This window comes from Dictyobacter formicarum (genome assembly GCF_016587435.1).
On sequence record NZ_BNJJ01000029.1, the window covers coordinates 50,106 to 73,310 of the forward strand.

Below are 23,205 nucleotides of genomic sequence, written 5' to 3' on the forward strand. Positions count from 1 at the left end.
GAGATTTTTATGGAAGAGACAACGCAGACAAAGGCCGCTTTAATCACAGGGGGATCCCGTGGAATTGGGGCGGAGACTGTCCTGGCATTGGCCGATCGTGGCTATGATGTGTCTTTTAACTTTCGCAATAAGGCCGCGCGCGCTGATGAAGTTGTCTCTCAAGCTATCCGGCGAGGTGTGCAGGCTCTGGCAGTGGGTTGCGATATTACGCGCCCTGAGGACAGAGCTCGCCTGTTTGTCGAAGTGCAGCAGTGGCACGCTCAACTGGATGTGTTAATCCTTAATGCTTCTGGTGGTCTGGAGAAGGATGCGCTGGCGCTCGATCCTGACTATCCCATGCATATCAATCGGGATGCCCAAATGGCCCTGGTTGACCTGGCGCTGCCCCTGCTACGTCCCGGTGGCGCAATTGTGTTTATTACCAGCCACTGGGCCCATCTGTATGGGCATGGCATTCAGCATGTACCTACCTATGAGCCAGTTGCGAAATCCAAGTATGCTGGTGAGCAGGCTTTGAGAGCGCGCCAGCAAGAGTTTGCTGACCGGGGCATTCGTTTTGTAGTGGTAACGGGCGATCTCATTGAAGGTACCATTACTCCAAAGCTTTTAGAGCGTTCAGCACCCGGTCTGGCTGCCAGTCGTAGCCATCAGGCTGGCCCATTGCCTACCGCTGCCGAAATGGGTGAAGCTATTGCTATTGCTGCTACCGATGCAACCATTCCTGACGGGCATACCATCGTTATCGGTGGCTCCCTCGAATCACTGCTCTCTGAGAGCGCCTCATAATAAATGAGGTCAGGATTTGTTATGTGAGCTGACCTGGGTTGTGTGCTCTGGTAGGAGCGGCTGGACAAGAGAATAGGTAGCAGGAGGCCACACGGCCTCCTGCTTTTTTTGAGCTACGAGAGCACTGGTTGAGCTGGTTGGAAGGCTGGATAGTAAGGGGACTCTTCCGTATCTGGCCAGAGCAAGCGCATCTTCTGGGCCAGCTTGTAGAGCGTATTGCCGATGGCCTGCATATATCCACAGGACGCGCTCAAGTGCGCGGCGTTTTCGAAGAACAGCAGATAACGTTGGCGATCGGTCAAGGCCATAATAAAGCGGTCCTGGGGCAGGATAACTTCTAGTGGTACCATGGTATGAAAGCCAAGCACCCAGGATATGGCAGCTTCAACCAGACCGTGGTAGAACAGTGTATCATCCGCTGCAGCCGGGCAACCCTGGCTGAGCTCGCTACGGTAGCGTGCCTCCATGCGAAGAACAACGCTTTCAGGTATTCGATAGAGGCAACGACAGGTTGGAAATGGTACCCGGCCGTAAGCTCCCTCTAGCAGTGCATGGGTATACATGCCACCCTCAAAGTCGATCATGCGCACGCCCTGTGGAGTTTGAATGATATTATCGGGGCAGGCATCTCCTTGCATAAAGGCCAGAAATGGACCTGGATTGGTCAAGGCTGCTTGTAGGGTTTGCAGTTCCTGGTCGACTCCAGGTTCAGGTTGCACATTAAGGGTCGTAACGATCTTTTCTATTTGTGCCTGTAGCCAGTCGAAGCTAAAATACCGGCTTTCCTCTCGCTGTCCCAGTGCCGCCCGTATGGCTGTGTATTCGGCTTGCTTGCCTATTGAGAGTGCATGCAGACGTCCATGTACGCCTGCATAATCTAGCAAAGCGGCTGCAGCCAGCGCGCCATCATGACCTAACAATATCTGATTGAGCTGCTGACCAGGTCCAAGATCCTCCATAACAAACATGCTTAGATTTTGATCGCCAGCATAGAATCTTGGTGCCAGCGGCTGTTCAGGCGATAATGCCTGTATGAATTGCAGGCTGGCCCATTCATTCAAGAAGAGCTGATTGGCCTGTGGTAGTGGCGTACCATCGGGTTCACTGGCCTGTTTAATAATGACGCCGGGAGCCAGTAAAGCTGGTCCTTCCAGTAAGGAGCAACGGTAGACCCGGGAACGCTGGCTACCTCCTAGATCTTCGCCCGCGCCAAGGCGAATGGTAGTGCCATAGTGACTACTCAACAGTTTTTCAGCCTGCGCAATGGTCTCAACTACTTGCAGAGGCTGCGTTGTCTGGTCCTGTGACATAGGTTCCGTCCTTTATAGTCATCTCTGGTTATGACTGATTGTATGCTTAGTACGCCGATAGAAATTATTTTTCCTCTGCATCAAATCTTCCATGGTTACTGATCAGTTTGCGGCGGAGCGAGGCCGCCTCAGTATAATAGACAGCGTTTGAGAATCCTGTTGACTTGCTTTTCACTATAGTGTACTCCATTTTCAGATGATTGGCATGTAAATATAGGGCATGTAATACAACTTCAGGGTTATAGTAGACGTAATGTAAAAGGAAAGTGTATACTCATCTTTAGTGTTCTTCGAGAGAGAGGTCTTACAGGATGGCACCCCAGATGGATTCACAGGAGCAGCGCCCTAATCCTTCTACCTATCAAGGTTACGAAGGTACGGCAGCATATCGCCAGAATATACCACCCTATGAACGTGAGCAGGCAGCTTATGGTCAGCCGGCTGGTGAGAATAAATTTGCAGACGATAATTTTGTGGAGGCTGTGGCTCAACGTCTGGGCCAGCGCTTAACACAAAATCAAAATTTTGGTGGCAAAATACACCAGCCAGGCAGCACCAGGTCTAAAGCTTCATCCGGACAGCGCCTGGCGCTGGCAATTGTTTCAATTGGAGTACTTGTTCCTCTTTCAGGTATTCTCCTGAGTGGTGTAGGTGGTGCTATCGGCTTTGCCTCACTTATCGTGGCTGGTGGCATTATCGCCCTTGTCAACCTGATTTTTAACCTGTTAGGATAACATCAAAAATGGGAGCCCAAAAAAAGGTGTTATGAGTTGCAGAAAATGTGCTGCCAATCATAACACCTTTTTTAGCCTTTCTCTATTTCGTTTTTGATGGTGGTGATAGTGTCATTCAGCTGGCTAATGCGAGCCTGGATCTCGGTGGTTTTTTGCTGCTCGGCACGCACGAATCGTGTATATGGAGCGATAGCATCTTCGATACGATTGATGGAGTTCTGTAGTTCTTTGCGAAACTGCTCGCTCATGGCCGAAGTCAGACCCTGTTGCAACTCCATCATTTTTTCGTCAAAAGCTCTTTTTGCCTGCTTACGGCGCAGCGGAATAATACCATAACCGACCAACAGCAGGCCCAGTCCCGCGATGATGCCGGTAACGTCGGCTGCCAGTGTACCCATAAAAGCGACGATTAATGCTCCCAGGCCGATGCCTCCAGCTCCAGTGATCACTGCCTGGGCCACCGTATTGCGCATGTCCTGAGATAACTGTGTAGACTCTGCTTCCTGGTCATAGGTTTGGATTACTCCCGTCACGGTATGCGAGACCGATTGCAGGAGGAGACGGCGGTTATAATCAAACTGGCGACTAACGGTTCCGATCATGTGATCATCACGGCGCAGGCTTACTTCGCGTCGCCGATCGATATATTCCATGATGTTTTGCCAGAAATGATGTTCTTGTTCAACCATCCAATCGATCATCTCCTGGACGGCATGTTCAATGCGAGCGGCGCTATCGCCCAGGACCTCGTGCTCAAATTCGCGGCGGATACGCTCACTCTGTACCAGATCCAGAATACGGCGCAGGCGAATGGTATCTTCGAAGAAGTAATCACCACGCTGGCGCATCTCCAGGACAATGTTGGTGATCTCAGTGAGGCGATGCTTGAAGTTGCGCTCCATGTCCTCGCGATAGAAGGTCAGTTGCTTCTCGATATTGGTGACGGTGCGCGCATCTTCGGCCAGTAATTTGGCGCGCTCCTCTACCGAGGCCCGCGTTTGATCCAGCAGACGTTGCATTACTCCCAGTGGACTCAATAACTTCAGGCGCACCCGTTCTTTGGCATCCAATGTTTCAAACAGATACTCTTCGAGCTTGCCGAAGCGGCTACGTTCCCAGAGCTCAACAGCCTGGTGTCCAACAGCCTGGCGTGCCTGCTGCGCCAGTAGAGCTGAAACTGGAAAGATATCTGCCCGAAAGCCCAGTAGTTGTTGGCAGTTGTTAGCAATGAATGTGGTAATTTTCTGTAGCTCTTCTGGTGAGCGCAACAGATCGATTTTATTAAGAATGAAAATGACTTTCTTACCCCAGGCCCGGATGCGCTCCAGGAAGCTTTTTTCGCTCTGCGTGAAGGGTCGATCAGTTGAGGTGACAAACAATATCAGATCACTACGAGGCACGAATTCTTCGGTCAGGCGTTGATGTTTGAGCAGAATGGCGTTGACGCCGGGTGTGTCCACAATACTGATGTCGCGCAAGAACTCTGCTGGATAGTCCATTTCGAGGATATCTCGTGCCAGCATATGTTGCGATTGTTCCGCACCATGGCGCAAGATAGTCACCTGGTGTGTTGTAGGGATAACACCTTCTTCTAATACCTCGTCATGAAGCAAGGCATTAATGCAGGCGGATTTGCCTGCATTAAATTCGCCTACAATGACCAGCAAGAATAGATCATCGAGCGAGGCTGTGACCTGTCGCAGGGTTTTCTCATAGGACTCACCGCCCTCAAAATTCTCCAGGCAACTTGCCAGATCAATTGCTAGCTGTTTTTCTTGTTGTAGCAGGGCACGTTGTCGCTCTTGTAAGATAGATTTGGCCATACTTTTTATATCTCCTCTGCGTGGCCACTGTTTCGCCATCATGATTGATGGTGCTGTAGTAGTAATACGTTACAGAGGCTGGCGAGAGAACAGGTCTTTGGGAACTGTGGCCGGTACAATCACTTTTAGGGCCTGTGGCTCAACGCTCAAGAGTGTAGGCTCTGCTTCTGAAGTGCTGGTATGGCCCAGCGGTTCTCCATCGACTTGAATGGCAACCGGCTCGTGGGTCGTGATTTTGATGGTTTCCCCCGTTTCGTAGCGCACCCATTGGTGGCGCTTAGGATGCCGCAACAGGAAGTCGATCAGCATGGCTCCCCGACGTAACAGGCTCTGTCGACGTACGACACATAGGTCGAGCAAGCCGTCGTCACATTTGGCTTGCCAGGTATATTTGAGTGCACCACCATAGAGCTGGGTGTTGCCGATAATCACTTGCAGCGCATTAGCTTTGATCTCACGTTCTCCCAGGCTGATTGTGGTTCGAAAAGCTGGATAGCGGGCTCCCCACCATGCGGCCACCAGCAAGTAGCCAATAACTCCCAGGCGTTTAACGGGTTTTTTCTCAACCGCCTGCGTTACCTCACCATCGACCCCCATGCCAACCATGAGCAAGAAATAGCGACCCTGGATCTTGCCCAGATCGATGCGACGAGTTTGACCATTGAGTAACACATTGCTGGCACCATTGAGATCTAATGGGATGCCTACCTCGCGCGCCCAGACATTGACGGTTCCACTGGGAAGCACTCCCAGCGCTGTTTCGCTGCCAGCTAGCTCTTGAATTACTTCATGGATGGTGCCATCGCCGCCGATGGCGATGACAACATCCATGTTTTGTTGTACCGCCTCGCGCGCCAGGCGTTTGGCATCCCCTCCCGCCTGGGTGAGTTTTAGTTCTGCTTGCCACCCTTGTTTTTTGAGCCCTGAAACGATATGTTTGATCTGATGCTCATGGAATATGTAGCTACCTGATGTTGGATTAGCGATCAAGATAGCTTTTGTGCGTTGCTGCCCAGGGGATGAGTTAGCTTTGTTTGTCGTTTCCTGCATCACGGACCTCATTAGTGTGTAATGCTCAATACACCTGTAACGTCTTTTACACGTTTAAGTTTTTATTTCTGATACGCCATCATTTATGTCAAATGACCAAATGAGCGTATAAAATTTTATGCATGCATGGGTTTATTCCACGCATTTTTGTTACGTATTATCGGCGCATTCGGTTGTAGTGATAGTGTTCGTGAGCGCTACGAATTTAATCTACACGTGGAATCCGGGCCAACAGTTCTGAGACGACCTCGTAGTTGATGGTTCCGAGTCGGCTGGCAATCTCTTCCGCAGTGAGGGTGGCTTCCCCCTGACGTCCAATCAATACTACCTCATCGCCCATGCGGGCCTGCGGAATATGGGTGACATCAATCATGCATTGATCCATACACACTCGCCCTAGCAATGGCGCTTCCTGACCATGGATGAGGACGCTGCCCCAGTTCTGGGGGCTACGGCGGAAGCCATCGGCGTAGCCAACAGGTAGGACGGCGATACGGGTAGGGCGCTCCGTAATATACGTGCTGCCGTAACTGATCCCTTCCCCTGCAGGTATCCATTTAACCTGTGATACCTGCGTCTTGAACGCAAGGGCTGGGCGGAATCCCTCTGGCAGACGTACATAAGGCGATGGGTCCAGACCGTAGATGGCGATGCCTGGACGCACCATATCGAAGTAGGCTTCGGGAAGAGTCAGGGTGCCTGCACTATTGGCAGCGTGGACGATCGGTGGCCTTAGACCTTCCGCTTCCAACTGCTGTAAAACTTCTTGAAAGCGTGCCAGTTGCAGGCGCACATGGCTCTGGTCTTCAGCATCGGCCTGAGCGAAGTGGGTATAGAGACCTTCAAGCTCCAAACCGGGAAGCTGTTTAGCCTCGCGCACCAGCTCCATGATGGCTGGCACTTCTTCAAAGCGGATTCCCAGTCGTCCCATGCCGGTATCGACTTTGACATGAACCTTGACTGTTTTATTGAGCGCCTGGGCGGCCTGTGAGAGTGCCTGCGCCTCTTCTTTGGAATAGATGGTTACACTGATGCCCAGGCGTAGGGCTTCGCGCATTTGCCAGCGTGGCACATAGCCAAAAACAAGGATCGGGGCGGTAATATGGGCCTCGCGCAGGGGCAGGGCTTCGCTGACCGTTGCGACTCCGAGCATGCTGGCTCCGTTTTGTAACACCGTGCGAGCAACTTTAAGCGCGCCGTGGCCATAGGCATCGGCCTTGAGCGCGACCAGTACCTGGGTTTGAGGTCCTACCAGTGAGGCGATATGGCGTGTGTTGCTGCCGATAGCATTGAGATCGATCTCTACCCAGGTGGGTCGCTCGGCATGCCTGAAAATAGTCTTTTTCCAGCCCGGTGTCTGGCGTACCAGCAGTTCTGAGGCCTCCCATGGTCGAGCCATCAATAGCTCTGTCACGCGCTCCATGCGCGTCTCTTCGGAGCCCTTGATCAAGATGACGGCTCTTTTGTCGCTGTCCGGCAAGTTTGCCAGAATGCGTCGTGCCGCCTGGGCCGCATCTTCATGCGTTGAGGTCATAATGATACGCTCGCTATCCATACCTGCTAGCTGTGCTTCTTCGGCGATCAAAGTGGCCCATTCGCCACGCGTGATCAGATAGTCGGCGTATTGGGAAACTTCTTGTCCTATGGCACGGTGCGCTTCAGTTGCAGCATCACCTAGATGGAGCATGTCGCCCAGGATCGCGATACGTTGGCTCTGCTCTCCCGCTAATGCACTGAGTGTTTGTAAGCCTGCTTTAACAGAGGCGGGGGCCGCGTTATGGGTGTCGTCCAGCAGCATGGATTGTCGGATGCCGGGTAGTGGATTGAGTCGTCCCGGCAGTGGTTGCAAGGTCGTCAGAGCCTGTTCGACTAGCGAGGGATAGATGCCTCGGCTGAGCCCGATCTGGTACGCAGCTAGCATGGTTGCAAAATTATGTTCTCCTAGCAGATGAGAGCGCAATTGGAGTGTTGCCTGATCGTTTTCACTGCTCTCATGTTCGCTTGAGGCCGGGAGGTTGATAGTTCCCTGAATGCCATCCCAGCCAACTGTTATGCGTGGTTGCTCATGTGCGTTGCCTTTAGCATCAGGAAGAAATGGATGGCAGGTCACGGTGGATGAGACCTGGTGAACGCGTTGTTCCAGCAATGCTCGGATAATAGGATCTTCCTGGTTATAAAAGAAGTGCCCACCCTCCGGCAAGCTGGTGAGAAGCGTTCCCAGCTCGAAGGCCAGGTGTTCGAGTGAACTGAAATATTGTAGCTGGACGGGACTGATATTGGTTAGCACGCCAATCTGTGGGCGCACCATGCGGCTGAGGGCGGCGATTTCACCGGGATGGTCGCAGCCCAGCTCTAATACTGCATATTCGTGCCGCGCTTCTAACCTCCCCAGCGATAACGGAATGCCGAGCATATCATTGTAATTTTGCCAGCTGCGAAAGGTAGTAAACTGGCGCGAGAGTACGGTGGCGATAGCCTCCTTGGTACTTGTTTTGCCTACGCTACCTGTGACCGCAATGACGGTGGGATGCCAGATTTCCAGGATCGCCCTGGCGTAGTGTTGCAGGGCCTGGCGCGTATCCTCAACCAGAACTATCGTGATCTCTTCATTGGCAAGGACGGATTTAGTCTGCTCGGAGAGCTGCTGGAAAGTCTGTCCCGAAAGTAAGAGCCCAGTAGCGCCTTTGCGAACTGCATCGAGCACATAATCATGGCCATTGCCTCGTTCGCCGCGCACGGCAACGAACATTTCATGGGGAGACAACTGGCGTGTATCATGGCTGAACGCCTGGAAATGAACATGTTTACTGAGCTGGCGCAGGTTGCCCTGCGTCGCTTTTAACAGGTGATCGAGATAGATCATGGTATTCCTCATGCTTTTTAGAGCGCGTTGGCTAGTTATATGTTCCTGATTCTGCCATGGCCTGAAGCCAGGCAATACTCTTCCTCTAAGCTTACCATATTGCGGCCCTTACATGGCTGTGTATAAACTCTAATATATGAGCTTATACAAGTTTATTATATTCCCAGGAATACATAATTTCTCGCTACTCGACTAAAATAGCTATGCTGGCGGTATTCATGTGGTGTAGCGCACGTATTGCATGCTGCCAATCTGTTTGACGAGGCCATCTAGCTCAAGGATGGCCAGGGTGGCGGTGATGGTGTTGGCGGCTAAATCAGAGTCTCGGATCAGGTCATCGATATGCCTGGGCTCGCGACTCAGCAGGGCCAGTACCGCTCTTTCTTCCTCGTTCTCGGGTTCGCGTAATACGCTGGTTTCTGCCAGTGGGACAGTGTGGATGTTGAGGTGGTCCAGGATATCGCTGACCTCGGTGACCGGGTGGGCGCCATCCCGAATGAGCTTATTGACGCCTGCGCCGCTGCTCGAGAAGATATTGCTGGGAACTGCATAGACCTCGCGTCCCTGCACCAGGGCCGAGTTAGCTGTAATGAGCGCGCCACTTTTGGGGGGAGCCTCGGTGACCAGGACCCCCAGGGAGAGGCCCGAGATGATGTGGTTGCGTGCCGGGAAGTTGCCTGCTTCGGGTTTGATACCCAGTGGAAACGAGCTTAATAACACGCCCTGTCCTGAGTCGACGATGTGTTTGGCCAGGTGATAATTTGAGGGTGGATAGATGGTATCTAAGCCACAGGCCAGTACAGCAATGGTGCGCCCACCATTATCAAGGGCGGTGTTATGAGCCACTGTATCTACGCCCAGTGCCAGGCCACTGACGATTGTGATTTTCCCTTTTACCAGTTCTTTGGTGAAATGTTCTGTCACCTGGCGCCCATAGCTGCTCATCTTGCGTGTTCCGACGATGCCGATGCTGTAGTGCAGGTCATCTTCGGTCAGTTGTCCGCAGGTATACAGGACCGGGGGCGCATACTCTATTTTGCGCAGGAGCGGTGGATAGCAGGCGTCTTTCCAGGTAATGACCTGGATGCGCAACTTTTCCAGTCGCTTTAATTCATTGGCTGGATCGATGTTGGAGCGCTGTTTGAGAAAACTTTCAATGGTGCGTTGATCGAGGCCTGCCCTGGTTAATTCCTGAGGAGGAGCCTGCCAGGCACTGGCCACATCATCCTTAAAATAGTCCAATAAGAGTTGAAAGCGCACTGGACCAATTCCCATGACACGACTGAAGGCGATCCAGTATGATAGTTCTGTTAAAGAGAGTTCGGCTGAAGGATAATATCGGGCCTGGGCATCAAACACTTCCACCCGCCGCTGCTTCTTGCCCATAATGCTGATTTACTCCTTTATGTTTGGTCTGGCTCCTTCGTTGGATTGCCCTCCCCATGGATAGGGTTGGTAGGCAGTATGCGAGGGAGGTACGTTGTTGGCTATAGTTGTCGGTTGACCCGCTTGCCCGTAGGTTTCGCCAGGTCCATACGTTGAAGGGACCGTATAGGGACCATTGAATGGCTGCCTGGCCGGATCGATACCAGGATTGTAGCTTCCTCCTGGCGGCATATAGTTGTAGGCTACAGCCGGGGTCCCGCGTTTGCGGCGGCTGTAGAGTAAGTAGAACAACAGGAGAACGCCGCTGATAACTGGAACTATGATCAAGAGCGAGCCGGCTACGGTCAAATAGGTATCGGTTGGATCTACTGTTGCCGCTGGCTTGCTGTCAATCGACTGATTTGTTTTCTGCTGAACTTGCTCGGTGCCAGATAAGGTGGCTGGCTGATTAAGATGAAGGTGCCACTGATTCTCCAAATGATCCGAGTCTACTCCCAGAGCTTGTTGTAGATCGGTGTCAAACGGTTGGTCGGAACGATGCGTACTTTGTATTAAGGTGGCCATCTTTTTCAGGCCAAAGGTTTTATACATATAATCAACGAGCTGCCAGCTCTGTGCATAGGCCTGATAGGCTTTTTGCGCATCACGCGGGAAAGAGCGATCTATATCCTGTAGCGAGATCAGGCTGTGTCTGGAAAGCTGGTACTTGAATTGATTCTGCATATCACCTTCATGATAGGTTTGATTGTAGACGGCCAGTCCCTCATCAAACCAGGTGGGGACCATGACCTGCGCGGTCTGGTGCAGAACCAGGTGCGTCAGTTCATGCGGCAGATCTCGGCTCAGCGTCAGGTCGTCTGGTCCCTTGATCACAACCGAGGCCTGATTAAGCGGGAAAAAGGCTACCCCTCCTACCCATTCGGCTGAGTCAGGAGGAAGCGAACTATGGAAGTCATCGCTGGTCTCATAGACCCATAGATTGATAGGTTGACGCAGCTGTGTGCCTAGATTTGTATAGATACGTTTCAAACTACTGGTCGTTTGGGTGAGTACGATCTGCCCAAAGGAGGTGGGATGATCGTACCAGTTGACCTGGTAGAGTCCTTGAGAGAGATGTTGCCACTGGAAACGTGTATCGGTAATCTGAACAGTTTTTGGGGGAGTCTTATAGCTATGCCCGTTTACATCTGAAATTTCCCAGGAGTATTTGATAATGGTTCCTACTGGCATAAAATGTTGTTCATCGAAGGTTTCATGCCATTGAAATTGTAGGTGGTTGCCTGGTGTTTGGGTAACCGGGTGCGCCTCTGTTAGTTGCGTATAATTGAAATCAATGAAAAGCGTGGCAATCTCAATTTGATTGGCATTATCTTGCGCATCGAGCTGGAAGTCCATCGATTTTGGGAAATCAAGGGTGGTGGTTTCTGAATTTACGGTGATAGGTTCAGCCGTGACAGCTGCATATACGTGAGAAGATAGATTTATCAATACAATAATCATGATTGAAAGATAGATAAGAAGGCGCCCGGTAAGTTGTAGTGCATTCCAGCGCATAGATAAAACTCCTTGTGGCAATTCGCGAATATCAATTCTTATTATATATGATCGGAATCTCAATTACTGCGGTTTACTCATCCATATAGTACGCATGGCTAGCAAGCCATGGGGTTTTTATGAGAGACTATCTAAACTGCCGTTAATAAATGCTATCCAGTGTTAATCTACCTCATGTTTGTTCGTTTAATATAAACGAGGTTCAGATTGCGTTTACCCAGCGCAAGTGAACGGATCGGGGAAATGTGTGGAAGGGAGGCTGTTTACCACATCGGGGGTGCTCTTCTATATATGACTTCCTCTTCTTTTTTGCTTTTGATTTGACATGCCTGTGCAGAGGACCGGACAGCAATGGATCAGTTAGCATGCCCCTTTTGTAAGTAAGCAGGCATCGGGTAATCATGAGGATACTTCATTTATGAGTAATAATCTGGATCAACAAGCCGAGAGTCATCAATCACGAATTGAAGACAATACACCACCAAAGACAGGAGGACTTTTAAGTAATTATCGTCAACAGCAGCTATCTGCATCGCAGTCGGGTCTGGTCTCGGAGTCATCTTTGCCCTCGACAACAGGACAACTTGACCATCCTGCTTTACCAATCTCACTTGTACAGGGAGCCGCCTCCCCTCCCGTTGCCGCCCCTCTTTATTCGCGTGGTCAGTTGCGTTTGCCTGTTTCCTCGGTTGGCGAAGCTGCTGGCATGCGTGGACGCGGACAGTTATTGCGCCCACCGGGCCTGCTAACCCATACCATGAATATGGTGCGTCACTGGTCTGGTAAGGTGGCTGCGGTTGCTGGCCATAAGATACTGCCGCCAGCGCCGTATATGGAGCGCTATCATGGCGCGGCTCCTGCTTCTGGTGGAACGATACTGCAGACACCGCTGCCTCAGCGGAAAACTCCCTGGCGTCGTTCGCGCACACTGCGTATTGCTATGCAGATGAAGCAACGCCGCGAACGCTGGCAGCGCGCCCCACGCCGACTCTGGGCAGCCATTTTTATGGCTCTCATGTCGGTGATCGGACTGATATTTGTGGCTGGTAGCGCCTATAGCTATGGCTACTATGAGCAGCAATTGCCGCGTGTGGATGAACTGGCTAATGCTCACATTGCTCAAAGCACACGCATCTATGATCGCAACAATGTCCTCTTGTTTGAGGCATATGATCAGAATTCTAGGCAGGGCGGTCGACGTATCGCCATTAAATATGAAGATATCCCCCGCGTCATGCAAGATGCGCTGGTGGCGATTGAGGACAAAACGTTTTGGACAAACGCGGGTATTGAGCCATCGGCTATCATTCGTGCGGCGGCCAGACAGTATGGGGGCGCCAGCACTTTGACGCAGCAGGTGATTAAGAATCTATCCAATCAACGCGAATATGCTCTAGAGCGTAAAATTACTGAAGCGGCCATGGCTATTGGCCTGACCCAGCAGTATTCCAAAAGCAAAATTCTTGAGATGTATTTCAACATAGCTCCCTTTGGCGGGCAAACCTATGGTGTCGAGGTGGCGGCAGAAGATTATTTTGGACTGCAACCAACCTGTCGCACCAACCGGAAGTGTATCCCGGCTATTGCCAAACTGAATTATAACCAGGTAACCAGAAAAAACGATCCTCTGCTGGGGCTGGCCCGCGCCTCGCTGCTGGCTGGTATGCCTAATCAGCCGGCCTATAACGATCCGACCAGCGGTCCTGAAGCCAAACAACGCGCCATCGCCCGCCAGGGTCTGGTTTTACGACAGATGATGGAGCAGCATACCCTGGTGGATGGCCTCGGCCCGATTACGCCTGCTATTGCCAGGAAGGCTCAGTGGTTGATGGAGCGCGTCAACTTTAGGAGCTATACGCGCGTTAAGCACGCTCCCCACTTTGTCGATTGGGTTATCAACCAGGTGTCGACCGCTCTGGGGAATGGTGATGCTGCCGAGGGCTATGAGGTATTCCAAAAGGCTGGTTTGAATATTCGTACCACTATTGATGTTAATTTGCAGGAATATGTGGAGCGAGCGGTGGATCGCCATATCAATCAGCCTGATTATCAGAAGCTGCGCGGTTACTATGCGACATTGAGTAGCTACAATAACATTCACTCGGCGGCAGTCGTGGTGATGGATGCGAAAAACGGCGAGATTCTGGCCATGAACGGGAGCGCCGATTACAATTCTGTTGACCCCAGGGTAGGTGGCCAGTTTAACGCAGCCATCAATACGCGTCCACCTGGTTCGACTTTCAAACCCTTTGAATATGCGACCGCCTTCCAGATGGGCTGGAATCCCGGTATTGTATTGCTGGACAATCGCACCTACTTTCCTAATGGGGCAGCCCCTGGTGCACCAATGCCGCGCACCGATAAGGAGGCTCTATCCAAGGATTCAACCATTTATGCGCCATATGATTATGGGCATACGTATACGGATCAAACAGTGACGCTGCGCATAGGCACCGCCAATTCATATAATATTCCGGCGATCAAAGCCATGCAGTTTGCGGGCGCTAACCAGGTGCTGGCTACCACACGTCGACTTGGCATTACGACGCAGGCCAATACCGGTCTGGCCTGGGCCCTGGGCTCAAAGGATGTCTCGCCGTTGCAGATGGTTGACGCCTATCAGGCCTTTGCCAATCAGGGAATGCGCATACCGCCGCAGAGCGTATTGGATATCTGGGATAACACTGGCCACAACCTCTATCATTACGACGAAGCCAGGCCAGCAGCTGGTCGGGTCTTCTCGCCGCAGATCGCCTACATGATGACCTCAGTGTTGGCTGATGAACCTTCACGTGCCTATGAGTTCGGCTCAGACCATGATCTGTCCTTTGCTGATATGGATGCCAATTGCGCTTACTCGCGCTTTATCTGTAGTCGGCAGGTAGCGGCCAAAACTGGTACCACCGATGATTTTCGAGATAACTGGACGATTGGCTATACTCCGGATGTTGTTGTAGGTGTCTGGGTGGGTAACGCCAATAATGAGCAGATGAACGATGTCATTGGCATCTCCGGAGCCGGACCTATCTGGCATAGCGTCATGGAACGCGTACTGGGGCGTTGTAATGAGTATCCCCTCTATACCAATGCTTTTGCCCGCGCTGACCAGATAGCCTGTGGACCAGACTATCACTTCCGTTTTTCCACGCATCCGCAATGGACTTTTCCGGTGCCTGCAGGGCTTGAACTGGTAAATCAGTCGGCATTTACCGGCGGCCAGGGAACAGGAATGCCCGATTGGGCCCTCTCCTTACAGAATCCCTGGTAAACATAATGCTGCCTGGAACATGCCTCATTATTGTGGTTAATGGGATGAGATAACTTGCCAGCCTGGGGGCGCCAACTCGCCCCACCTCTTTATTCAGGGTGAGTGGCCAGGCAGTGCGCCCGGCGCACTGCCTGGCCACTCACCCTGAAAATCTTTGTGAGCGCCGAAGGCGCGAAGCGTCATAGCCTCAGCTTGATTCCGCAGGCACAAAACGTATGTATTTCAAAGATGTTGCCTGGCAAAAATTCCACTTTTTGCTAGGAGAGCTTTCTCATCTATTCACGCGTAATTTGCAGGAATGCGTCACATGGCAGTATATTCTTGTTGCTGAGTAGTGCATTCTTGCCAGTATAACCTGGGTAGCCTGGTAGCAATATATAAGAAGTTTTTTTCTACAGTATCCCCCAAATAGGGGACTGTGTTAACGTGTGTCAACAGGTTCGTTGAGATAGGTAATTCGGAATACTATTTATGATGCATGATGTGGATAGCCGAATGCCGAGGAAAATAGGTAGCGGGGGGACTATATATACTGATCTGGCGTCCTCCGAATGTACCTGGATCTGACGTTCTTTTGGAGAAAAGATAGAAGAATGTAGTCTAAAACTTCCTCTGGCATGTGAGGAGGAGCGGAGGAGACTATTATTTTTGTTTGACAGTGATAGAGGCAATATTTAGATGTATCTATCTATTGCAGGCAGAGACTATCGACTGTACTAACACAAGGATGATGTATGAGTGATAATTGGAACCCAAATTCAGATGCAAATCAATCTTCAGAGAACAATCGCCCGCCTAAAACCGGTGGCCTTTTAAGTAACTTTAAAGCACAACAATCTGGTCGAGATGTATCTAAATCACAGCCGTTGCCTGGAGCGAATTCTGCCTCGTCGCCAGCCGGACCTCAGCGGAACAATTCGTCTTTGTTGCGTGGGGGATATCAGCAATACTCTCCCTCTGCACAGGGTGGACAACCTGTTCCGCCTCAGGCTGGTCAGGGTATGCAGCAAAAGCCACAGTCGCCACAGGCCTATAATGCAGCGAATCAGCAAGGGCTGCCTGCCCCAGGTCCTCAACCGGGACAGCAATATCCGCGGCAGCCTCAGGCTCAGCCGATGACTGCGCAACAGCGCCATCGCATGTTATCTAACGCTGTCGATATGATGCGGCGCTGGTCCGGTAAAATGGCCGCGGTAGCCGGTCACCAGGTGCAGCCACCCGCTCCTTATATGGATCACTATCGTCCACCTTCCACGCCAGCTGTCGAGATGTCTCCATCGTCGGCATCGCGCCCCTGGAAACGGTCGCGTACCTTGCGTATCAATCAGCAGATCCGCCAGCGGCGTATGAAGATGCACCAGGGTGGCCCTAAACGTGTGCTGGTGATCGCACTGCTAAGCTTGCTGGGGTTGGTGGTGATGGCTGCCTTTGGCAGTAGCGCGTATGGCTACGGCTATTATATGCAGCAGCAGCCGCGTATGGAAGAATATGCCAATCAGCATATTGACCAGAATACGCGTATCTATGATCGCAATGGCGTCTTGCTGTACGAGGCGTATGATAATACGTCCTCAGTCTACAGTGGTCGCCGCGTCACCGTGCGCTATGAAGATGTGCCGCTGGTAATGCAGAATGCCATGACTTCCATTGAGGATAAGACCTTCTGGACCAATTCAGGTATAGATCCGCTGGCGATTGTGCGCGCTGGTACCAGTAGCTATGGTGGTGCCAGTACCCTGACCCAGCAGGTGATCAAAAACCTGACCAGGAATAACGCTCCCACGTATCAGCGTAAGTTGACCGAGGCGGCCATGGCCATTGGTCTGACGCAACAGTATTCCAAGTCCAAGATCATGGAGATGTACTTCAACGTAGCACCTTTTGGTGCGCAGACCTATGGTGTTGAGGTGGCGACGGAAGATTATTTTGGCTTGAAACCAAGCTGTAAAGTGGATCAGGTGTGTGTGCCAGGTATTTCTAAACTGGACTACGACACCAAGACCAAGAAGCATGATCCGATCCTGGCCCTGGCTCGTGCCTCGTTCCTGGCTGGCCAGCCTAATGCTCCCAGTGCCACTGATCCTACCCTGGGAACTGACAATAAGCAGAGAGCTCTGGATCGTCAGAAGCTGGTGCTGAACGCCATGATTAATCAGGGCATGACCATCGATGGCAAGCCAGATAGCCCACGTATCACCGAGGCAGACGCCAAGAAGGCGGAAGACCTGATGGCGAAGCAGACATTTACGCCATATAAGCATTTTATGCTGGCTCCCCACTTTGTAGAGTATGTAATTGGGCAGATGGCGCAGGCTCTGGGGGGTGGTAACGCCGGTGCCCATGCCTTCCTGACCGGTGGCTATAATATACGCACCTCGATTGACATCAACCTGGTTAATTATATCCAGAATGAGGTCACGCGCCACATCTATCAACCGGATGTGCAAAAGGTTACTGGTGCTTATGTAACGCTGAGTGAGAATAACAACGTGCATGACGCTGCAGTAGTGGTCATGGACTCTAAGACTGGCGAGATCCTGGGCATGAATGGTAGCGCGGACTTTAATTCCCAAGACCCCAGGGTCAATGGGCAGTATAACGTGGCTATCCATGCTCGCCCGCCCGGTTCAACCTTTAAACCTTTCGACTATGCAACCGCTTTCCAGATGGGCTGGAATCCCGGTATCATGATTCATGATGGCGAAACCATCTTTCCGACTCACAATAATGTTGGTCAAATGATACCGACAACGAAGGAAGATGTCCTGGCTATGTCGGATAAAGGGGTCTTCTATGCTCCAACGGACTATGGACAGCTCTGGAATAATGCGGACTACAGCGTGCGTAAGTCGACGGCTGGTTCTCTAAACATTGCAGCCATTAAAACTATGCAGTTTGCTGGTGGTAATGCCGTTTTGAATACGATGCAGCGCCTGGGTATCAACGATCAGGTCAATGATGGCCTGGCCTGGGCCATCGGTGCTAGAGATATCACGCCGCTGCAGATGGCCAATGCCTATCAGACTTTTGCCAATAATGGCGTGCGTGTCCAGCCACAGAGCATCCTGGATGTCTGGGATAATCTTGGCCATAACCTGTTTCACTATAATCTGGAAAAGCCAGTTTCAGGCCGTGTTTTTAGTCCCCAGGTCTCTTACCTGATGACCTCGGTCTTGATTGATGAGCCGGATCGCCTGGTAGAATTCTCTGGCGACCATGACCTGTCTTTCACTGATAAAGATAGCAATTGTGCCGTAAATTATTATTGTGAACACCAGGTGGCGGCCAAAACCGGTACAACTGACTCCTTTAGAGATAACTGGACCGTTGGCTATACGCCGGACGTGACCGTGGCGGTCTGGGTGGGTAACGCTGATAACTCGCCGATGTACCAGGTCATTGGTATTACCGGTGCGGCTCCTATCTGGCACAACGTTATAGAGCGCGCCGTAGGCTACTGTAATGAAGCTATTGATGGTGTTCCCTGTGGACCCGACTATCACTTCAGGTTCTCCCAGAACCCTACGTGGAAGTTCCCGGTTCCTACCGGAGTTACGCAAACCCCACTCTCGGCAGCGACTGGCCTGCAGGGTGGTGGTCAGATGGACTATGTAATTGATGGGCAGGCGCCATTGCAACCGTAAGTCAATAAGTATAGAGTTTTCATCCTGACTCAATCTGAACTTTGATAGTGTTGAAAATTTAGTTGATTGAAGGAATACAGAAGATTATTGGGATAGTAAAACATGCATGTTTTACTATCCCAATAATCTTCTGTATTTTACACTTGCTGTGATTATTAGAAAATCTAAATATCAATAAATATATTAAATTTCTGTATCTACTTATACTAGGTAAGTTGTAAATAATAACATATATTTGAAATAATCATTAATTATTATGGTAAAACTTATAAAGACGGATGAAACTATGGAATATCTAAAAACTTAAAGAGATTATGTGTATTGACACGTATACTTATATTGCTTTATAATTATTTACGAGAAAAATCTCTTTTTTTTCTTGCCCTCTTGATGCATTTAATGATTTAAATTAGCAGAAACTAATAGGATAATTATTGCAATCTTATGATCTCTTTAAAAAAGAGTTATATTGAAATATTGCAATGATGGTAGTTTCCTTGAGGGCATTAAACGTAGACTTTTATCAGGAAGGAATCTGATATGAGAAAGTTGTTTTATATAACCGCTGCATTTTTATTTGGATGTACAGTACTATTTGGTTTTAATGTATCAGGTGCTCATGCAAGCGCGCAAACAACACATTCTGTTTATAGTATTTCCTCTGCTGCCTGAATGTACAATACAAAAATGTTGTATTTGTTTCCTCTATCCATTGCCACTTGACCAAATTGTTTGTTACTCCCTTGTAAGTCTCATTAGGTGATCCACCTTTTTGATGTTTGCTCAATCATTCTGACTCAAGACTGTGAGTTATTTTCTAATTTCCGCTCTTTTTGTTTCCCTTCAAAAGCTTGAGGTAAGATATCATTTTTATTTGTGCGGCTTATTGTGTTGGAGAGAAGCTTCCTCATAACTTCTGCGCACTATGTTTTGGGATCTTACTGCGCGCCCACTTATAAGCTGTGCCTCTTGTGTTCGCTTGTAGAGTTTTCTGGCTTTCCATTTGCTGTTTTACGGTAAATGGTAAGAAGGGCGTAATCTGTAAGTCATAAACGTGTCTCTGACATATTCGCCTCATATCTCACTAAGAAGACCAACAGTCTTTTTCCACGCCTTGCTTAAGAATTGGAATGTCGTATGGTCGCTTGTATGGAGACTTGACAATCAACCCTTGAGAGTGCTATTCTGTACTTGCAGTCTCCAAGTGAGAGTGCTAGCAATCGTAGTTGACAGATGTTGTATCATCCGAGCATATCCATAAATTGCCCTGCCATCGAGGGTGTGGATACTTGCCAGGGAGGTACAGCAAGACAATCGAGGGAAGCAAGTACATGACACCTCTAAGCCCACGTAAACAGCAGATTTTGCGTGCGCTGGTTGAAGAATATATTCACAACGCAACCCCTGTTGCGTCTGAGACGCTCGTACGTAAGTATGAGCTCCCTTTTAGTTCTGCCACTGTACGTCACGAGTTAGCAGGACTGGAAGAGGCGAATCTGATCAACCAGCCACATACCTCTGCTGGTCGTGTACCTACGGACCTTGGCTATCGCTACTTTGTCGAACACCTGATGCAGGAGTCGGCATTGTTGCTCGATGAGCAGCGTCTGATTCGTCATATGTTCTATCAGGTACAGGATCAGTTGGATCAATGGGTGCGGCTCACGGCGTCAGTGATGGCGCGTTTGTTGCATAGTGCCGCGGTAATGACTCCTCCTCGTTCTAGCGAGGGGCGTTTCAAACACTTTGAGGTACTATCGGTTACCGATCTGTCGGTACACATGATACTGGTTTTGATGGATGGATCAGTTCAACAACAACGCTTGCTCTTAGAGACGCCAACGCATCAAGAAGAATTGAGCGCTATTTCTGCTCGACTCAACCCATTGTTTCAGGGCAAAAACGCCCAGGAGCTCAATGAGTTTCTTGTGACCTATGAGCCCGCTCCAGTGGAACGGATAATTTCTAATGGAATCGTTCGTATTCTGGAGCAACATGGTGAGATGGAGGGGGATGTCTTCTTTGGGGAAGATCTCGTCAATATCCTCGACCCGACCACTGTTTCTGCCGTTGGGCTACGCTTGCCTCCCGAGGAAGAACGGGCCGAACGTATTCGCAAAATGATTGAAGAGCTTGAGCATAAGCGTCTGCAAAAAGTGATGGATGATATTGAGCAAAAGCGCATTTTACCTGTGCTGGCCTCGCATCTGCCATCGACAGATGGTGTGCAAGTGATTATTGGTGGCGAAAACCAGTGGGATGAAATGAAAGATGTCAGCCTGGTTCTGGCTCGTTATGGGCAGCAGGGCAAGGTGGGTGGATTGTTGGGCATCATTGGCCCCACCCGTATGCAATATGGTCGTGCTATCGCCGTTGTACGCTATATGTCACAGGTTATGAATGAACTGCTGGCTGATGTTTATGGATGTGAGTAATACTCAGATACATATAGATTTTAGATTTTAACTTGGATTTTAGCTCTGATCTATAGATTTTAGATCTGATCTGTGCATACTAGATCTGGTCTGTGGATGCTAGATTTTGAGATTTTAGATTTTAGGAGGCAACTGTGCCAAAGGTTATTGGAATCGATCTCGGAACAACAAACTCTTGTGTGGCTGTGATGGAAGGTGGCGAACCGGTTGTTATTCCCAACGCAGAAGGTGCACGTACCACGCCGTCTATTGTGGCTATCAATAAAAATGGCGAGCGCCTGGTTGGTGAAGTTGCAAAACGTCAGGCTATCACAAATCCAGAGCATACCGTTTATTCGATTAAGCGCTTCATGGGTCGCAAATTTGAGGATCCAGAAGTTGATCGCGACAAACGTCTGATGCCTTATAAGGTGGTTCGCTCTGCTAATGGTGACGCCTGGGTTGAAGTACAGGGTAAGCAGTATAGCCCTCCAGAAATCTCCGCAATGATCTTGCAGAAGTTGAAAAATGACGCGGAAGCCTATCTGGGTGAGCGTGTGACACAGGCTGTAATTACTGTTCCGGCTTACTTTAACGATGCTCAGCGTCAGGCGACCAGAGATGCTGGTAAGATTGCTGGCCTGGAAGTGATGCGTATCATCAACGAGCCAACAGCTGCTTCACTGGCTTATGGCCTGGATAAGAAGAAAGACGAGCGCATCGCGGTCTATGACCTTGGTGGTGGTACCTTCGATATCTCTATTCTGGAACTGGGCGATGGCGTCTTCGAAGTGAAGAGCACCAATGGTGATACACACCTGGGTGGTGATGACTTCGACCAGCGCATTATCACCTGGCTGGCCGATGAGTTCCGCAAGGAGCAGGGTATTGACCTGCGCCAGGACCGCATGGCTCTCCAGCGTTTGAAAGAGGCTGCTGAGAAAGCAAAGAAAGAGCTATCTAGCTCGATGCAGACCGAGGTCAACCTGCCTTTCATTACCGCCGATGCCAGTGGCCCAAAGCACCTGGCGATGACACTGTCCCGCTCCAAATTGGAGCAGTTGGTTGAGGACCTGGTTGAGAAATCCCGCGTCCCTGTGACCAAAGCTCTTTCGGATGCCGGTGTGCGCCCTGGTGATATCAATGAGGTGGTACTGGTTGGTGGTCAGACACGTATGCCAGCCGTGCAGACTCTGGTGCGCCGCATCTTTGATCGCGAGCCCAATCGTGGTGTAAACCCCGACGAGGTTGTTGCCATCGGTGCCGCCATTCAGGCTGGTGTCTTGACCGGCGACGTCAAAGATGTCCTCTTGCTCGACGTTACACCTCTGTCCCTGGGTATTGAGACCCTGGGTGGTGTCTTCACCCGCTTGATTGAGCGCAACACCACCATCCCAACCCAGAAGAGCCAGGTCTTCTCGACTGCCAGCGATAGCCAGCCCAGCGTAGAAATCAATGTTCTACAGGGTGAGCGTGAGTTCGCCAAAGACAACCGTTCACTGGGTAGCTTCATTCTGGACGGTATTCCACCAGCACCACGCGGTGTGCCACAGATCGAGGTTATCTTCGATATCGATGCCAATGGTATTGTAAACGTCTCGGCCCGCGATAAAGGCACTGGCCGTGAGCAGAAGATCACTATTATGCCATCTAGCGGTCTGTCGAAAGATCAGATCGACAAAATGGTGCGCGACGCAGAGTCCCACTCGGCTGAAGATAAGCGCCGTAAAGAAGAGGTCGAAGAGCGTAACCTGGCTGATAGCGCGGCCTATCGCTCGGAGAAGAGCCTCTCTGAAATTGGCGATAAGATCTCGGCTGAGCAGAAGAGCGAGCTCGAAGGCAAAATCGCCGACGTACGCACCGCCCTGTCGACCGACGATGTCGAGCGCATTAAAGCTTCCCGCGAAGCTCTGGAGCAGGCATTCTTCAAAATTAGCCAGTCAATGTATGGTCAGGGTCAACCTGGTGGCGCCGGTGAGGAATATGCCGATGCCCAGCCAGGCGCTGATGAGGGCCAGCAACGCCCTAACGATGACACCATCGAAGGCGAATACAAGGAAATGTAATCGATTAAAGGGGGAGATAGTTGTCTGTAAGACGTTGTATCAACATCTCTATAGCGTCTCCTCTATTATGAGAGGGTAACAGATCTGTTACCCTCTCATATCCCTGTTTTTGGCTTAGGGACATGTCATTGGAAGCTACAAACTATAGTCTAAGTACTAAGCATATTCCTCCAATTACTCCTACTTGGGCTATGCATATTGCGTATCTTTCGGGCCATGAGGTATCCTTAAACATTGCCAGAATGTATGCAAAAGAATGCGAAAAGTGTTTCGCATGCCAGGTGCGTTGGCACCTGAAAAGCTGTCA

Annotated in this window: 12 protein-coding genes; 6 read left to right on the forward strand and 6 right to left on the reverse strand. The window is 50.5% G+C overall.

Annotated features, from left to right (window positions below; translation table 11 throughout):
• Positions 1-9: 9 nt before the first annotated feature.
• Complete coding sequence (locus JMI88_RS33965) at positions 10-786, forward strand: SDR family oxidoreductase (RefSeq protein ID WP_201366473.1); 777 nt, start codon at positions 10-12, stop codon at positions 784-786.
• Positions 787-899: 113 nt separating this feature from the next.
• Here the strand turns inward: JMI88_RS33965 and JMI88_RS33970 are convergent, their stop codons facing one another.
• Positions 900-2,096 carry a phosphotransferase gene (locus JMI88_RS33970; RefSeq protein WP_201366474.1) on the reverse strand — a complete coding sequence of 399 codons (1,197 nt, stop codon included), beginning with the start codon at positions 2,094-2,096 and terminating at the stop codon, positions 900-902.
• 323 nt (positions 2,097-2,419) lie between these two features.
• Here JMI88_RS33970 and JMI88_RS33975 point away from each other — a divergent pair, with 323 nt between their 5' ends.
• Complete coding sequence (locus tag JMI88_RS33975) at positions 2,420-2,830, forward strand: hypothetical protein (protein WP_201366475.1); 411 nt, start codon at positions 2,420-2,422, stop codon at positions 2,828-2,830.
• Between the two features lie 71 nt (positions 2,831-2,901).
• Here JMI88_RS33975 and JMI88_RS33980 read toward each other — a convergent pair whose 3' ends face one another.
• The 5 genes from JMI88_RS33980 to JMI88_RS34000 form a co-directional block, all read right to left on the reverse strand.
• Positions 2,902-4,653 (reverse strand): dynamin family protein, encoded by a 1,752-nt coding sequence (locus tag JMI88_RS33980; RefSeq protein ID WP_201366476.1) that lies wholly within the window; start codon positions 4,651-4,653, stop codon positions 2,902-2,904.
• A gap of 69 nt (positions 4,654-4,722) precedes the next feature.
• Complete coding sequence (locus tag JMI88_RS33985; protein ID WP_201366477.1) at positions 4,723-5,703, reverse strand: diacylglycerol/lipid kinase family protein; 981 nt, start codon at positions 5,701-5,703, stop codon at positions 4,723-4,725.
• A gap of 205 nt (positions 5,704-5,908) precedes the next feature.
• Complete coding sequence (alr, locus tag JMI88_RS33990; protein WP_201366478.1) at positions 5,909-8,566, reverse strand: alanine racemase; 2,658 nt, start codon at positions 8,564-8,566, stop codon at positions 5,909-5,911.
• A gap of 216 nt (positions 8,567-8,782) precedes the next feature.
• Positions 8,783-9,952, reverse strand: a complete 1,170-nt coding sequence (dprA, locus tag JMI88_RS33995; RefSeq protein ID WP_201366479.1) for a DNA-processing protein DprA — start codon at positions 9,950-9,952, stop codon at positions 8,783-8,785.
• 9 nt (positions 9,953-9,961) lie between these two features.
• On the reverse strand, positions 9,962-11,506 hold the full coding sequence (locus JMI88_RS34000; RefSeq protein ID WP_201366480.1) for a peptidase MA family metallohydrolase: 1,545 nt from the start codon (positions 11,504-11,506) through the stop codon (positions 9,962-9,964).
• Between the two features lie 418 nt (positions 11,507-11,924).
• Between JMI88_RS34000 and JMI88_RS34005 the strand changes: the two genes are divergently transcribed.
• From JMI88_RS34005 to dnaK, 4 genes are all read left to right on the forward strand, one after another.
• Positions 11,925-14,774: a transglycosylase domain-containing protein gene (locus tag JMI88_RS34005; RefSeq protein ID WP_201366481.1), complete on the forward strand. Its 2,850-nt coding sequence runs from the start codon at positions 11,925-11,927 to the stop codon at positions 14,772-14,774.
• 734 nt (positions 14,775-15,508) lie between these two features.
• Entirely contained in the window at positions 15,509-18,418 is a 2,910-nt protein-coding gene (locus JMI88_RS34010; protein ID WP_201366482.1) for a transglycosylase domain-containing protein, read from the forward strand.
• Positions 18,419-19,749: 1,331 nt separating this feature from the next.
• The gene (gene hrcA / locus JMI88_RS34015) at positions 19,750-20,853 is read left to right on the forward strand and encodes a heat-inducible transcriptional repressor HrcA (protein ID WP_201366483.1); all 1,104 of its coding nucleotides are present in this window, start codon (positions 19,750-19,752) and stop codon (positions 20,851-20,853) included.
• A 134-nt stretch (positions 20,854-20,987) separates the two neighbouring features.
• Positions 20,988-22,898 (forward strand): molecular chaperone DnaK, encoded by a 1,911-nt coding sequence (gene dnaK, locus JMI88_RS34020; RefSeq protein WP_201366484.1) that lies wholly within the window; start codon positions 20,988-20,990, stop codon positions 22,896-22,898.
• Positions 22,899-23,205 lie beyond the last annotated feature (307 nt).